This window comes from Blastococcus sp. SYSU D00922 (assembly GCF_054050495.1).
The window spans coordinates 19,720-34,071 of the sequence record NZ_JBJGZL010000008.1 but is presented as its reverse complement, the minus strand read 5'-3'; the positions used below and the strand labels follow the sequence as shown (position 1 = coordinate 34,071).

14 protein-coding genes and 1 other RNA gene are annotated in these 14,352 nt (G+C 73.1%); 11 read left to right on the top strand and 4 right to left on the bottom strand.

Translation table 11 applies throughout. The annotated features are described in order from the left end of the window. Positions 1-11: 11 nt before the first annotated feature. On the bottom strand, positions 12-1,196 hold the full coding sequence (locus ACI78T_RS13005; protein ID WP_456558520.1) for an MFS transporter: 1,185 nt from the start codon (positions 1,194-1,196) through the stop codon (positions 12-14). Between the two features lie 36 nt (positions 1,197-1,232). Between ACI78T_RS13005 and ACI78T_RS13000 the strand changes: the two genes are divergently transcribed. From ACI78T_RS13000 to ACI78T_RS12970, 7 genes are all read left to right on the top strand, one after another. Beyond that, the gene (locus ACI78T_RS13000) at positions 1,233-2,225 is read left to right on the top strand and encodes a LacI family DNA-binding transcriptional regulator (RefSeq protein WP_456558519.1); all 993 of its coding nucleotides are present in this window, start codon (positions 1,233-1,235) and stop codon (positions 2,223-2,225) included. A 52-nt stretch (positions 2,226-2,277) separates the two neighbouring features. Continuing rightward, positions 2,278-2,652 (top strand): VOC family protein, encoded by a 375-nt coding sequence (locus ACI78T_RS12995; protein ID WP_456558518.1) that lies wholly within the window; start codon positions 2,278-2,280, stop codon positions 2,650-2,652. 15 nt (positions 2,653-2,667) lie between these two features. Next, complete coding sequence (locus tag ACI78T_RS12990) at positions 2,668-3,039, top strand: VOC family protein (protein ID WP_456558517.1); 372 nt, start codon at positions 2,668-2,670, stop codon at positions 3,037-3,039. 43 nt (positions 3,040-3,082) lie between these two features. Next, on the top strand, positions 3,083-4,090 hold the full coding sequence (locus tag ACI78T_RS12985; protein ID WP_456558516.1) for a GNAT family N-acetyltransferase: 1,008 nt from the start codon (positions 3,083-3,085) through the stop codon (positions 4,088-4,090). 10 nt (positions 4,091-4,100) lie between these two features. Then, positions 4,101-4,964, top strand: coding sequence for an SCO6745 family protein (locus ACI78T_RS12980; protein ID WP_456558515.1), 864 nt, complete (start codon positions 4,101-4,103; stop codon positions 4,962-4,964). Positions 4,965-5,023: 59 nt separating this feature from the next. After that, positions 5,024-6,646 (top strand): SLC13 family permease, encoded by a 1,623-nt coding sequence (locus tag ACI78T_RS12975; protein WP_456558514.1) that lies wholly within the window; start codon positions 5,024-5,026, stop codon positions 6,644-6,646. 219 nt (positions 6,647-6,865) lie between these two features. After that, the gene (locus tag ACI78T_RS12970) at positions 6,866-8,005 is read left to right on the top strand and encodes a magnesium and cobalt transport protein CorA (protein ID WP_456558513.1); all 1,140 of its coding nucleotides are present in this window, start codon (positions 6,866-6,868) and stop codon (positions 8,003-8,005) included. Positions 8,006-8,052: 47 nt separating this feature from the next. On the opposite strand, the gene ACI78T_RS12965 is transcribed toward ACI78T_RS12970, so the two are convergent. Continuing rightward, a complete protein-coding gene (locus ACI78T_RS12965) occupies positions 8,053-9,543 on the bottom strand; it encodes an MFS transporter (protein ID WP_456558512.1) in 1,491 nt (496 codons plus the stop codon). A 133-nt stretch (positions 9,544-9,676) separates the two neighbouring features. After that, a complete protein-coding gene (locus ACI78T_RS12960; protein ID WP_456558511.1) occupies positions 9,677-10,309 on the bottom strand; it encodes a TetR family transcriptional regulator in 633 nt (210 codons plus the stop codon). Positions 10,310-10,419: 110 nt separating this feature from the next. On the opposite strand from ACI78T_RS12960, the gene ACI78T_RS12955 reads away from it, so the two are divergent. From ACI78T_RS12955 to ACI78T_RS12940, 4 genes are all read left to right on the top strand, one after another. Continuing rightward, positions 10,420-10,830, top strand: coding sequence for a protein-tyrosine phosphatase family protein (locus tag ACI78T_RS12955; RefSeq protein ID WP_456558510.1), 411 nt, complete (start codon positions 10,420-10,422; stop codon positions 10,828-10,830). Between the two features lie 65 nt (positions 10,831-10,895). Then, positions 10,896-11,271, top strand: a transfer-messenger RNA (tmRNA) gene (gene ssrA / locus ACI78T_RS12950). A gap of 155 nt (positions 11,272-11,426) precedes the next feature. Then, a complete protein-coding gene (locus ACI78T_RS12945) occupies positions 11,427-13,049 on the top strand; it encodes a sodium-dependent transporter (RefSeq protein ID WP_456558509.1) in 1,623 nt (540 codons plus the stop codon). Beyond that, positions 13,046-13,180, top strand: a complete 135-nt coding sequence (locus ACI78T_RS12940) for a methionine/alanine import family NSS transporter small subunit (protein ID WP_456558508.1) — start codon at positions 13,046-13,048, stop codon at positions 13,178-13,180. The genes ACI78T_RS12945 and ACI78T_RS12940 overlap by 4 nt, the downstream gene beginning before the upstream one ends. A gap of 43 nt (positions 13,181-13,223) precedes the next feature. Here the strand turns inward: ACI78T_RS12940 and ACI78T_RS12935 are convergent, their stop codons facing one another. Next, positions 13,224-14,315, bottom strand: a complete 1,092-nt coding sequence (locus tag ACI78T_RS12935) for an FUSC family protein (RefSeq protein ID WP_456558507.1) — start codon at positions 14,313-14,315, stop codon at positions 13,224-13,226. Positions 14,316-14,352 lie beyond the last annotated feature (37 nt).

Sequence of the window (14,352 nt, the reverse complement as noted above, 5' to 3'; positions counted from 1 at the left end):
TGCCTCGTGCGTCAAGGATGGCCGACCACCGCACCCACCCGCGGTGTCCGCGGTGCCGCGGACGGCCGGTCGCGGGTGACCGCGGGTGCGAGCAGGGCGAACGCGGCGACGAGGACCGCCACGCCGACCATCGCGCCGCGCAGGCCGACCACGTCGGCCAGCAGGCCGACGTACACCGGGCCGAGCACGAACCCCAGGTAGGAGGTGGTGGCCACGACGGAGGTCGCCCGGCCCCGCCGGTCCGCCGGGACGTCCCTCGTCGCCCGGCTCAGCAGCGTGGGGTAGAGCACCGACGTCCCGATCGCCGCCAGCGCGAGACCGGCGAGCGCGACCGGCACGGTACGGCCGGCGCTCACGAGCAACGTGCCCACGACCGCCGTCACCGCACCTCCGACGAGCAGCACCCCCGCCGGGACCCGGGTGGAGAAGCCCGCCGCGAACCGCGTGAGGGCCGCGAAGAGGGCGAAGGTGGCGGGGGCGATCGCCGTGATGCCGACCGCGGCGCCGAGCTCGTCGCCGAGGATGATCGCGCTCCAGCTCTGGTGGGCGTTCTCCGCCGCGAAGCCGAGCGCGCCGACCAGGCCGACCGCGACGAACGGCAGCGCCAGCCGGAGGCCGTCTCGCCGGGCGGTCGGAGCGGTGGGGGATGCGGGCCGGGGAGCGTCCCCCCGCACGTAGGCCACCACCCCGGCCACGGTGATCAGGGCGCCCGCCACGCAGAAGACGGTCACGACGTCGGCGCCCCCCGCGCGCAGCGCTCCGGTGCCCAGGCTGCCGATCACCACCGACGACGAGAACACCCCGTGGGCGACGGTGATGACCCGGCCACCGGTGCGCTGCTCGGCGAGACCGGCCAGCGCGTTGGCGGCGACGTCCGCGGCGCCGGAGGACGCTCCGACGAGGGCCATGCCCACGACGAGGCTCGGGAGGTCGCGGGTGAGCACGGCGATGAGCACCCCCGCGGCGGCCAGCGCCACGAGCAGCGGTCCGGCGATGCGGGCGCCGTGGCGGTCGACCGCCCGACCGGTGAGCAGCATGGCGGGGAGGCCGGCCAGGCCGACGAACAGCAGCGCGGTGCCGAGCGCGGCACCGTCGACGTCGGCGGCGTCCCGGAGCCCCGGGAGCGCGGCGCCCCACGTCCCCCAGAAGAGCCCGAAGGCGGCGAACGAGCTGTGGGCGGCGATCGTCGGTCGCATGTGTGTAACGGTACACAAACCCGCTAGGCTGTGCTTGTGAAGGAGCGCGTGACGATGCGCGACGTGGCGGCGGCGGCCGGCGTCGCCGTGATGACGGTCAGCTACACCTACACGCGCCCCGACCGCGTGGCCGCTGCCACCCGCGCCAAGGTGCACGAGGCCGCCGAGCGGCTGGGCTACCGGGGACCCGACCCCGTGGCCCGGTCATTGCGCAGCGGCTCGACCGGGAACCTCGGCGTGGTCCTCGGCGAGCACCTCACCTACGGGTTCGAGGACCCGCAGGCCACGCGGTTCCTGGCCGGCGTCTCGCGCGTGTGCGTCGAGAACCGGCTCGGCCTCGTGCTCATCCCGAGCACCGGGGACCCGGAGGACGTCGACCGCGTGCGCGAGGCGGCGGTCGACGGCTTCGTGCTCTGGACGACGGCGGACGACGACCCCGTGATCGGCGCCGTTGCCGCGACCGGTCGTCCGGCCGCGATCCAGGGCGGGCCGGCCGCGCCGGGCGTGCAGCTGGTCTCGGCGGACGACCGGGCAGCTGCCCGGGCGATGGCCCGCCACATGCTCACCGGGGCGAGCTCCCCGCTGGTGCTGTCCCAGCCCCTGGACCGCGAGCGGTGGTCGGGGCTGGTCCGGGGGCCCGATCCGGACGTCCTGTTCCCGGTGACCCGGACCCGCCTGGCCGGCTACCACGACGCCTTCGAGGACGCCGGGCGGTCGTGGGCGGACGTCCCGGTCGCCGTCGTGGCCCGGCACTCCCGGGCGGCGGGCCGAGAGGCGGTCGCCGCCGTGCTGGCCGACGTCCGCCCGGACGTCGTGATCGCGATGAGCGACCAGCTCGCGGCCGGTGCGCTCGACGCAGCGGGCGGCGCGCTCCGGGTGAGCGGCTGGGACGACAGCGACCTGGCGGCCGAGCTGGGCTTCCCGAGCGTGCGCCAGTCCCTCTTCGACCAGGGCGTCGCCTGCGCGCGCGTCGCCGCCGGCCTGACCGCCACCGTCGAGCCGGTGACCTGGGAGCTCGTTCTCCGCTGACCGAGCCGCCGGCCGGCTGGCGCCGCCGGGTGCTGCCGTCCACGATCGGCGGGTGATCATCCGGCTGACCGCTCCGGTGCTCGGCACCCCCGACCCCCGCGGTCTGGCCCGCTTCTACCGGCGGCTGCTGGGCTGGCCGATCCGCGACGACGAGCCCGAGTGGGCGACGCTGCGGCCGGCCGACGGCAGCACCGGGCTGTCGTTCCAGCTGGAGCGCGACCACGTGCCGCCGGTGTGGCCGCCACGACCGGGCACGCAGCAGATGCAGCAGCACCTCGACCTCGAGGTCGACGACCTCGACGCCGCGTCGGCACTGGCCGAGGACGCCGGTGCCCGGCTGCTGAACGCGTACACGGAGCCGCACGAGAGCGTGCGCACCTACGCGGACCCGGCCGGCCACCCCTTCTGCCTGTTCGTCCGCACCTGAGTGAGGAGCTCGTCGATGTCCCGCTTCACCCTCACCGGCACCGTGCTCGACACCCCCGACCCGAGGGGCCTGGCGCTCTTCTACCAGCGGCTGCTGGGCTGGCCGTTCGGCTCCGACGAGCCGGAGTGGGTGACCCTCCGGCCGGAGGACGGGAGCGCCGGTCTGTCGTTCCAGCTGGAGGAGGAGCACGTCCGGCCGGTCTGGCCGGCCGGGGACGGCGACCCCCGGATGCAGCTGCACCTCGACATCGAGGTCGACGACCTGGACGCCGCCGTCGACGCGGCCGTGGCGGCCGGTGCCACGGTGGCCGCCTTCCAACCGCAGGACGACGTCCGCGTGTGCCTGGATCCCGCCGGCCACCCGTTCTGCCTATGGGTGGACGCCTGAAATCGGTGGCTCGGATCGGCCGGGCTCCTTAGCCTTCGACGACGTGGCCGCTCTCCCCGTTCTCCCTGAAGGCCTGACCGTCCGCCCCCTCGCCGCCGACGACGTGGTGGCCGCCGCCGCGCTGCTCGAGGAGGCGGAGGAGCACGACGACACCGGCGAGCACTGGAGCCCCGACGACCTCACCGAGTGGTGGGTGAACGACCTCTTCGACCTCGAGCGCGACAGCCTCGCCGTCACGTCGCCGGACGGGGAGCTCGTCGCCTGGGCCACCGTCCTGGCCCTGCCGACGTTCCGCGACGCGTTCCGCATCACCCTCGAGGCCCGGGTGCACCCGGCCTGGCGGGAGCGCGGGATCGGCCGCGGGCTGCTGGCGTGGCAGCTCGAGCGGGGACGCGAGGTCCACGCCGAGCGGCACCCGGGCTCGCCGGCCGTCCTGGCGGTCGAGGTCTACACGTCGATGCCCGCACTGGAGAGCCTGGCGCGACGAGCCGGGCTCACCGAGGAGCGCTGGTACTTCGTCATGGAGCGACCGCTCACCGACCTGCCGGCCGTACCCGCGGTGGAGGGTGTCGAGCTCGTGTCGTTCACCTGGGACCGGGACGACGAGATCCGGCGGGCGCACAACGCGGCCTTCACCGAGCACCACGGGTCGGCCGAGCGCGACGAGACCACCTGGCAGACCCTGTTCACCGGCCAGCGGGGGTTCCGGCCGGAGCTGTCGTCGCTCGCCGTGGCCGACGGCGCCGTCGTCGCCTACTCCCTGGCCTACGTCTTCGAGGCCGACACGGCGGCCAAGGGCTACGAGACGGTCGACCTGGGGCAGATCGGCGTCCTGCCCTGGGCGCGCGGTCGCGGGCTGGCCAAGGCCACGATCGCCTCGGTGCTGCACGCCGCCGCGGATCGGGGCTTCCGCGCGGCCGCGCTCCAGGTCGACAGCGAGAACGTCACCGGGGCGCTGAAGCTCTACGAGGGTCTGGGCTTCACCAAGCGCCGGACGCAGATCCAGTGGGCGCTGGAACTGCCTCCGGTCGGGGCCGGCGCCGCTCAGTAGGGTGCGGCGCATGGTCAGCGCCGATCACTTCGACCCCGCCCTCGTCGGGCGCGCCCACCGCGCGGTCGACCCCCTGCACTCGCAGCTGTACTTCGCGCCCGAGCACGACGAGCACCTCAGCGCGATCGGGCTGCGGCCGGGGCGGATGTCGTACTTCGCCGGGCGGGCGGCGCCCATGGGGGCGGTCGGCGCGGGCGTGGTGGCGGCGACGTTCTTCAACTTCTCGCCGTCCCTGGTCGCGCACATGATCCCGCGCGCGTGGACGCTCGCGTCGCCCGAGCAGGTGCTCGCCGCCCGCCTCGACGCCGCCCGCGCATCGCTCACCCGCATGCTCGGGGACGCGGCCGGCTCCGACGAGGTGGCCGAGCTCGGCGGGCTGCTGCGCGAGGCCTGCGCCGGCCTCACCACCGAGGGGCGTCCGCTGTTCGCCGGGCACGCCGACCTCCCGTGGCCCGAGGAGCCGCTGCTGGCGCTGTGGCACGGCGCGACCCTGCTGCGCGAGCACCGCGGCGACGGGCACGTCGCCGTCCTGCTGCACGCCGGGCTCACCGGCCTGGAGGCGCTGATCACCCACTCGGCCACCGGCCGCGGCTTCACCGAGGCGGCCGCGAAGGCCACCCGCGGCTGGAAGGACGACGAGTGGGCCGCCGCCTGCGCGGCGCTGGCCGGCCGCGGGCTCCTGGACGACGCCGGGCTCACCGCCGACGGGGAGCAGCTGCGCGCGCACATCGAGGTGCAGACCGACGCCCTCGCCGCCGACCCGTGGTTGTCCCTGGGGCCGGAGAAGACCGCGCGGGTGGTGGAGCTGGGCAAGGGTCTGTCCCGGCGGCTGGTCGCGGCGGGTGCCTTCGGGCAGGGGATCTTCGGTCGCTGAGTCGCTGACCTGCGCCGACCTCCCTATCGTCGGGGTACATCCCGGCAGTGGGAGGCGTCATGACCGCGACGGAGCGGGCAGCAGGGGAGCAGGTCCAGCGCACGGACGTCGACGCCGCGTTCCGCGGTAGCGCGACCTACCGCAGCCTGGGGGAGCAGGAGCTCAGCCCGGCCGAGGAGCGCTTCGAGAAGGGCCGGCGCACCGTCGGGCTCTTCCTGGCCCCGGCGGTGACGATCGTCTTCGCGCTGCTGCCGATCGACCTGCCCCGCGACCAGCACCTGCTCGCGGCGATCCTGCTGGGCGTCATCGTCCTGTGGATCACCGAGCCGGTGCCGATCCCGGTCGGCGGCCTCATCGGGATCGGTGCCATCGTCGTCCTGGGCGTGGTGCCGGCCGACGACGCCCTGGCGCCGTTCGGGTCGACGACGGTCTTCACCTTCATCGGCGCGTTCATCCTCGCCATGGCGATGCTCAAGCACGGGCTGGCCCGGCGGTTCGCGATGTTCGTGCTGTCGCTGAAGTGGGTGGGGACCTCGACGTACCGCGTGGTGATCGCCTTCGGTGCCATCACCGCGCTGCTGTCGGCGTTCGTGTCGAACACCGCCACCGTCGCGATGCTCCTGCCGACCGCGCTGGGCATCATCTCGGTGATCGCCAAGCTGCTGCAGGACAAGGAGCTGGTGAAGCCCGACTTCGACCCGCTGCGGCTGCGGGTGGGCGTCGCGATCATGCTGATGCTCGCCTACGGCGCGAGCGTCGGCGGCCTGATCACCCCGGTCGGGACGCCGCCGAACCTGATCGGCCGCGGACTGATCGAGGAGGCCACCGGCGAGCGGATCGGCTTCCTCGACTGGATGCTCATGGCGCTGCCGATCTGCGCGCTGATGTTCGTGGCGCTGGCCGCCGTCCTGCTGCTCCTGAACAAGCCCGAGATCCGGCGGATCGAGGGCGTCAGCGAGTACGTGCAGGCCGAGCGGGCGGAGCTCGGGAAGTTCTCGCGCGCGGAGAAGAACACGCTGATCGCGTTCACCTTCACCGTGGCCGCCTGGATCTTCCCGGGCGTCATCGCGCTCACCGCCGGGACGGAGTCGGACCTCTACGCCACGATCAGCGATCGCATGGACGAGGGCATCATCGCCGTCCTCGGCGCCTCGCTGCTGTTCCTGCTGCCCACGGACTGGAAGTCGCGGGAGTTCACGCTGCGCTGGAGCGACGCGGCGAAGATCGACTGGGGCACGATCCTGCTCTTCGGCACCGGCATCATCTTCGGCTCGCTGCTGGCCAGCACCGGTCTGGCCGAGCGCATCGGCGAGGCGTCCGCCGACTCGCTCGGGCTCTCCAGCACGTTCGCGATCACGGTGTTCGCGGTGATCCTCGCGATCATCATCAGCGAGACGACCTCGAACACCGCGTCCGCGGCCGTGGTCGTGCCGATCATCATCCCGGTGGCCATGGCCGCGGGCATCAACCCGTTCGTCCCGGCCCTGGCCGCCACCTTCGCGGCGTCCTTCGGGTTCATGCTGCCGGTGTCCACGCCGCAGAACGCGATCGCCTACGGCTCGGGCGTCGTGCCGATCACCAAGATGATCCGCTCGGGCGCGTCCTTCGACGTGCTCGGCGCGATCCTCATCGTGCTGCTGCTGCCCTTGATGGTCGACCTGGTGCTCGGGTCGGTCGGCTGACCGCCGCCCGCTGTTCACCCGGAGGGGCGACGCGTCCTGGACAGGGCGTGTCACCATGGACGACGGCCTCCCGACGGGCGGAGGTGACCGCAGCGGAGGGAGACGGGCGCATGCGCAGCGAGCCTCCGAGTACCGGTCCCGAGGTCCTCCCCGCCTGAACGACGGCGCGCGAGGACCTCCCGGTGTCCTCCGCAGTCCCCGCCCTACCGGGAGTCCGTCATGACCGAGCGCCGTCTCGCGCCGTTGAGCGCACTCAGCACCCTGACCCGCCGCCCCACCCGCGTGGAGCCGCGTCCGCCGGTGACCCGGGTGGCGCAGCCCGCGCCGGCGGCCGGCCGGTCCCGCGTCGTCGACAACGCCGTCTACTCCGAGGGACGTCGGGTGGCGACGCCTGCCACCGCCGCGGAGAGCCGCGAGGAGCTGGCCGCGGGGGAGGACCGCCTCGCGTGGATGGGGCTGTACCGCCCCGAGCCGCAGGAGCTCGGCGAGCTGGCCGAGCTGTACGACCTGCCCGAGCTGGCGGTCGAGGACGCGATCAAGGCCCACCAGCGGCCGAAGTTCGAGCGCTATGGGGGCACGCTGTTCGTCGTCCTCAAGGCCGCCCGGTACCTGGACGCCGCCGAGGAGGTCGAGTTCGGCGAGCTGCACCTGTTCCTCGGTGCGGACTTCGCGATCACGGTGCGGCACAGCGAGTCGCCGGACCTCTCGCGGGTGCGTCGCCGGCTGGAGAGCGAGCCCGCGCTGCTGGCCAAGGGCAGCGAGGCGGTGCTGTACGCGACCCTCGACGCGGTCGTCGACGGCTACCGCCCGGTCGTCGACGGGCTGGCCAACGACATCGACGAGATCGAGACGCAGGTCTTCGGCGGTGACCCGAGGGTGTCGCGGCGCATCTACGAGCTCTCCCAGGAGGTGCTCGAGTTCCAGCGCGCCGCCGCGCCGCTGACCGGCATCCTCGCCGCCATCACCGCCGGCTTCGACAAGTACGGCGTCGACGAGGAGCTGCGCAGCTACCTGCGCGACGTCGCCGACCACGTCACCCAGGTCATCGAGCGGGTGGAGGCCTTCCGGCTGCAGCTGCGCGACATCCTCACCGTGAACGCGACCCTGGTCGCGCAGCGGCAGAACGAGGAGATCCGCGAGCTGACCGAGGCGTCGATCGCGCAGGGCGAGGAGGTCAAGAAGATCTCCGCGTGGGCGGCCATCCTCTTCGCGCCGACCCTCGTCGGCACCGTCTACGGCATGAACTTCGACTCCATGCCGGAGCTGCACTGGGCGTGGGGCTACCCGCTCGCGCTCCTGCTGATGGCCGGTGTGAGCCTGACGCTGTACGTCGTCTTCAAGCGCCGCGACTGGATCTGAGCCGCAGCGAGGGGCGGCACCCGCAGGTGCCGCCCCTCGATCCCGCGTCAGACCGCCATGGCGGCCTCGGCGGGCAGGTCGTCCCTGCGCGCCGAGATCAGCACCGCGCCGATGACCAGGGCGAGGGCCAGGAACCCGGCGCCCCACAGGAAGGCGACGTGGTAGCCGTGGACGAGGGCGGCGCCAGGTCCTGCCGCGGGGTCGTCGGCCAGCCGGCCGGTGACCGCCGAGGCGAAGAAGGTGTTGAGCAGCGCCAGCCCGAGCGACCCGCCGACCTGCTGGGCGGTGTTGAGCGTCGCCGAGGCGATACCGGCGTCGTGGGCCTCCACGCCTACCAGGGCGGTGCTGGAGGCGGGCACGAAGACCATCGCCATGCCGAAGCTGAGCGCGATCTCCGCCGGCAGGACGTCGGCGAGGTAGTCGCTGGTCTGGCCGATCTGCGTCAGCCACAGCATGCCGACGACGCCCAGCACCAGGCCGCCGACGATCAGCGGCCGCGGGCCGACCCGGGGCAGCAGCTGGGACACCACGCCGGCCCCCAGGATGATCCCGCCGCTGAACGGCAGGAAGGCGAAGCCCGACTCCAGCGGGGTGTACCCCAGCGTGTCCTGGAAGTAGAAGGTCAGGAACAGGAACATCGCGAACAGCCCCGCGCCCACCAGCAGGAACGTCAGGTACGACCCTCCGCGGTTGCGGTCGAGGACCACGCGCAGCGGAAGCAGCGGGGAGCTCGCCCGGCGCTCCCAAAGGACGAACCCGACCAGCAGGACGGCGGCCGCGGCGAGCAGCGTCAGCGTGATCGGGTCGCTCCAGCCGACCCCGGCCTCCGCGGCCTTGCTGAACCCGTAGACGAGGCTCACCAGGCCGGCGGTGGAGAGCAGCACGCCGGGGATGTCGTACCGGCGGTCGCCGGTGGCCCGGCTCTCGGAGATCAGCGCGACGGCGAACCCGGCGGCCACGACCGCGATCGGGACGTTGACGCCGAGGGTCCAGCGCCACGAGGCGTACTCGGTGAGGACGCCGCCGAGGATCAGACCGATCGCCGCGCCGCCGCCGGAGATGGCGCCGAAGACGCCGAACGCGCGGGCCCGCTCCTTCGGGTCGGTGAACGTCACGGCCAGCAGGGACAACGCGGCCGGCGCGAGCAGGGCCGCGAACCCGCCCTGCAGGGCGCGGGCGGCGAACAGCAGCTCCTGGTTGGGGGCCAGGCCACCGAGCGCGGAGGCGCCGGCGAAGCCGAGGAGGCCGACGATGAACGTGCGCTTGCGGCCCGTGAAGTCGGCGATGCGTCCGCCGAGGAGCAGCAGGCCGCCGAAGGCGAGGGTGTAGGCGGTGACGACCCACTGGATGTCGGCGGTGCTGATGCCGAGGTCGGCGCCTGCCTCGGGGATCGCGATGTTCACGATGGAGACGTCGAGCACGACCATCAGCTGGGCGACGGCGATGACCGCCAGGGCCATCCACCGCCTCGGGTCGGGCCCGGACGGAGGCGCTCCGGGTTCGACGTCGGGTGGGGTGGCCAGGCTGTTCGAGGGCATGGCGGAGCCGTCCTTCCTGCGCGGCGCGCAGTGGATGAGGGATTCAGGCGTGCGGGATCACGCGGCCGGCGTCGGTGCGCGGTCGCGGAGAGGTGCGGACGGTCGGCGGGTCAGTGCCGACGACGAGGAGCTGTCAGCTCACGGGATGGGCGAGTCCTGCGCCGGCCCAGCGCAGGCAGTCGCGGACGAGCTGCTGGAAGTGCTCGAAGGAGTCATCGGGGTCCCAGGCCTCGATGGCGGTGGTGAAGGCGGCGAAGGCGGTGTTGAGCACCAGCGCCGTCCGCAGGGGGTCGCCGTCCTGGGCGCGGCGGCTCACCCACTCCTGGAGATCGGGTCCGTAGCCGTCACAGGTGTCCCGCGACGAGTCGCAGAGCTCCGGTGACTGCTGGAACAGCCTCTTCTGCAGCGGCAGCCGCTCGGCGAGCAGCTGCGTGAGGGCGAGGGCGACGTCGGTCAACGCCTCCCACAGCGGCTGGCCGTCCCGGGGGTCGGCCAGGATCTCGCGCCACCGCTGCCGCTCCTCCGGGTCGAGGTCGAAGATCACGGCCTCTTTGCTGGCGAAGTAGCTGAAGAAGGTGGTGCGGGAGACGCCGGCTCCGGCGGCGATGTCCTCGACGCTCACGGCGTCGAAACCGCGCTCGCTGATCAGTCGCAGCGCGGTGGAGCGGATGGTGCGCCAGGCCTCGAGCTTCTTCCGCTCCCGGAGCCCCATGACCACGCCGACGGGACAGCTCGCGGTGCCCGCCGCCTTCGCCGACCTGATCACGTGATCACCGTAGACCCAAAGCTGAACGCAGTACAAGTTTTTACTCCGACAAGTTTTCCCGACGCGCGGCTGACCGCCGGCTGAACCAAGGAGCGGGCAGGATCGCCGCCGTGACGGGGCAGTGGACCGGTGCCGGGGTGGTGCGGCTGCCCGGTGGGGCACTCGTCCGCGGGCGCCGGCTGTCCGACCGCGTCTCGCCCGCCGGCTTCGCGCTGGTGCTGGCGGAGGGGCCGGCGCCGGAGTGGCCGCACCGGCGCATCCGGTGGCCCGACTTCTGGATCCCGCTCGACCGGGACGACGCCCTCGACGCCCTGCGGGAGGCGCATCGGCGGTCGCTGGCGGGGGAGCGGGTGGAGATCGCCTGCCGAGGTGGCGTCGGCCGGACCGGGACGGCGCTCGCCGCTCTCGCGGTGCTGGACGGGCTCGCACCGGACGACGCCGTCGCGTGGGTGCGGCGCGCGTACCACCCGCGCTCCGTCGAGACGCCGTGGCAGCGCCGCTGGCTCCGGCGGGTGCGCTGAGGACACCCACGTCCGGGGGAACACCGGCGGCGCGCCTGCCGTTACGCTGTCTGCACAACTACACAGGGGGTGAATGGTCTCGACTTCGGTCGGGTGACCAGGGGAAGCGAGCCGAGGAAGCCAACGATCATCTCGTTAACGATCCGTTGGAAAACACACAAGCGCCGATTCCAATCAGCGCGACTTCGCTCTCGCTGCCTGATAGCAGCTAGACGAGTCTGTCAGCCCGGGTTCGTCATCGGCCCGGATCCTGGCATCAGCTAGATGACTCACCGCACGTGCCGGTCGCGGGCGCGCGCGGGAAACCCAACAGCGACTGGGCCCGTCACGTCGACTTGTCTGCATGATCGACGGGGTCGAGCAGAGGCAACGCAGACTGCGCTCGGAGAAGCCCTGGTGATGCGTCGAAGGACGCGGGTTCGATTCCCGCCACCTCCACCACCCCTGTTGCGAGAGCCCCGGTCGGGTCACCGACCGGGGCTCTCGTGCACGGAGCCCGGGCGGGGAACCCCGGGTGCTGCCATCCTCTGATCGGTGGTCCGGTGTCGACCATTGGCGCGCCCCGGACGGCGGAGGACAGGGCACAGGAGGGTCGCATGAGCACGACGGTCGGGCGGACCCCGCAGGAAGGCCGCCGCGGCGCCTTCAGCTCGCGGCGGGTCTTCATCCTGGCGGCCATCGGGTCGGCCGTCGGCCTGGGGAACATCTGGCGGTTCCCCTACGTCGCCTACGAGAACGGCGGCGGCGCCTTCGTGCTGCCGTACCTGGTCGCGCTGCTCACCGCGGGGATCCCGTTCCTGCTCCTGGACTACGCGCTGGGCCACCGGAACCGCGGCTCCGCACCGCTGTCGTTCGCCCGGTTGCGCCGCGGCGCGGAGGGTCTCGGCTGGTGGCAGGTCGGCATCTGCTTCGTCATCGCCATCTACTACGCGGCGGTCATCGCGTGGGCGCTGCGCTACACCTTCTTCTCGCTCGACGAGGCGTGGGGCGCCGACCCGGAAGGATTCTTCTTCGGGGAGTTCCTGCAGGTCGGCGACGTCCAGGTGACCGCCGACGTGGTCCCCGGGGTCCTCGTGCCGCTCGTGATCGTCTGGGTGGCCGTCCTGGTGATCATGGCTCTCGGCGTGCAGCGCGGCATCGGCGTCACCTCGCTGGTGTTCATCCCGGTGCTGGTGCTGGCCTTCGCCGCTCTCGTCGTGCAGGCGCTGTTCCTCGACGGCGCGGCCGCCGGCCTCGACGCGCTGTTCACACCCGACTGGTCGGCGCTCGGTTCGGCGTCGGTGTGGGCTGCCGCGTTCGGCCAGATCTTCTTCTCGCTCTCGATCGGCTTCGGCATCATGATCACGTACGCCTCGTACGTGGGCCGTCGCGAGGACATGGTGGGGTCGGGCCTGGTCGTCGGCTTCTCCAACTCCGGTTTCGAGCTGCTGGCCGGCATCGGCGTCTTCGCCGCCCTGGGGTTCATGGCCCAGGCGGGCGGTGTGGCCGTCGGTGACGTGGCCAGCGACGGCATCGGGCTGGCCTTCATCGCCTTCCCGACGATCATCAGCGAGGCCCCGGGCGGTGGGCTCCTGGGCGTGCTCTTCTTCGGCTCGCTCGTCATCGCGGGCATCACCTCGCTGGTCAGCGTCATCGAGGTCGTGATCTCTGCGGTGCGCGACAAGCTCGACACCGGCCGCCTCACCGCGACGCTCGCCGTCGGCATCCCCGCCGCGGTGCTGAGCCTGGCGCTGTTCAGCACGACCAGCGGCATCTACGTGCTCGACGTCGTCGACCACTTCGTCAACCAGTACGGCATCCTCGTCGTGGCGCTGGTGAGCATGCTCGTGGTCGCCTGGGTGCTCCGGGCGCTCACGGGTCTGGGGGAGCACCTCAACGTCCACGGCCGCCCGCGTGTCGGTGCCGGGTGGCGCGTCCTGGTCAGCCTGATCGCCCCGGCAGGACTCGCCCTGGTGCTCGTCTTCGCGTTGCGTGACGACCTCGACGAGCCCTACGAGGGTTACCCCAGCTGGTTGTTGCTCACCTTCGGCTGGCTACTGGTCGTGGTGCTGCCGCTGCTGGGCTTCCTCCTGGCGCGATTGCCCTGGCGCGCCGGGACGCACCTGGAGGGTCCGCCACCCGGGTCCGACCCTGCAGCGCCGGCCGAGCCGGCCCCGTCGGTGGGCACGCCGGCCGCCGCGCGGCCGGTCACCCGGGACGACGAGGGAGGGATCCGATGAGCGCGTCCGCGGTCGTCATGATGCTGGTGGCCATGGCCGTCATCTGGGGCGGCCTGGCCGTGGCCATCGTCAACCTGGTGCGCCACGGTGCCGTCGAGCAGCGTGCCGAGAACCTGCCCCGGGACCGCTGAGCCCGTCCGGTCGTCGTCGCCTCGCGGATGACGGGCGCGGGCGTCACGCGGTGCGGAGGTCCAGGGCGCCCGAGCGGAGCGTGTCCAGCGACCGGTGCATGCCGACGGTGACCGCGCCGAGGGCGAAGAACCCCTCGTCGTCGGCCACGTCCGAGGTGCGCAGCAGCGTCGTCAGCCGGTGCAGGGCCGACTCGGCCTCGCGGATGGCCGACTCGCGCCGGTCGGTGCCGTCGTCGCCGGCCGCCGGGTACGGCGTGCACACGACCCGGGCGAGGCTCTCCAGCGCGTCCGCCAGCACCCACCCGGTCCCGCCGTCGATCCGGTCGATCCCGCGGCGGTGCGGCTGGAACTCCACGACCAGCGTGGTCAGGTCGTCCACCAGGACGGCGACCCGGTCGAGGGCGCGGGACTGCTCCCGGATGCTGGCCGCGCTGTCGCCCCACCGCCGAGCGCGGGGATTGGCGCGCCGGGCACGCTCCACGACGGCCTCGGCGGCCCGCATCCGGTCCAGCGCCGTCTCCAGGTCCCGTCCCCGGCGGGCCCACTCGCCGGGTGTCGGCACCTCGCCGTGGCGGAGCCCGGCTGCGATGTCACGCAGGTGCCCGGCCAGCGCCGCCCGCGTCGTGTCGATCCGGCGCTGGGCGGCGGTGAGCTGCAGCGGCGGGAACAGCACCGTGGTCACCAGGACGCCGATCGCTGCCCCGAGCAGGGTGAGACCGGCGTACGCGACGGCGTACCGCGCGGGGTCCTCGGCGCCGACGGTGAGCATCAGGACCGCCGCGAAGCTCACCCAGCTGGCGTGGTCCTTGAGCACCCGCCACTGCTCGACGCCGACGGCCAGGGCGACGATCAGGGCGATCGTCAGCGCCCCGGGCAGGGGCACGGTGAGCTCGTGGACCGCCACCGCCAGCCCGAATCCGAGCAGGATCGCCAGGACCGTCCGCCAGGCGGCCGCCGCGGAGTCGGCGACCGTGGGGTGGACGGCGATCACCGCGCCCAGCGGGGCGTAGTACGCGTAGTCGGTCAGCGGCGGCGGGAGGGCGATCGCGACCTGCCACGCCAGCGCTGCCGCGAGCGCCGCCCGCACACCGCGTTGCAGCCAGGGCTGGCGGAGCAGTTCCCTCGTCGGTCTCACTCCCTCGGACGTGCAGCGGCGGGCCCGCGCGACCCGG

Bases quoted from the DNA above. Each gene is read 5' to 3' on its own strand.
- ACI78T_RS13005 (WP_456558520.1), bottom strand. From the start codon at position 1,196: ATGCGACCGACGATCGCCGCCCACAGCTCGTTCGCCGCCTTCGGGCTC.
- ACI78T_RS12980 (WP_456558515.1), top strand. From the start codon at position 4,101: ATGGTCAGCGCCGATCACTTCGACCCCGCCCTCGTCGGGCGCGCCCAC.
- ACI78T_RS12990 (WP_456558517.1), top strand. From the start codon at position 2,668: ATGTCCCGCTTCACCCTCACCGGCACCGTGCTCGACACCCCCGACCCG.
- ACI78T_RS12945 (WP_456558509.1), top strand. From the start codon at position 11,427: ATGAGCACGACGGTCGGGCGGACCCCGCAGGAAGGCCGCCGCGGCGCC.
- ACI78T_RS12965 (WP_456558512.1), bottom strand. From the start codon at position 9,543: ATGCCCTCGAACAGCCTGGCCACCCCACCCGACGTCGAACCCGGAGCG.
- ACI78T_RS12970 (WP_456558513.1), top strand. From the start codon at position 6,866: ATGACCGAGCGCCGTCTCGCGCCGTTGAGCGCACTCAGCACCCTGACC.
- ACI78T_RS12975 (WP_456558514.1), top strand. From the start codon at position 5,024: ATGACCGCGACGGAGCGGGCAGCAGGGGAGCAGGTCCAGCGCACGGAC.
- ACI78T_RS12940 (WP_456558508.1), top strand. From the start codon at position 13,046: ATGAGCGCGTCCGCGGTCGTCATGATGCTGGTGGCCATGGCCGTCATC.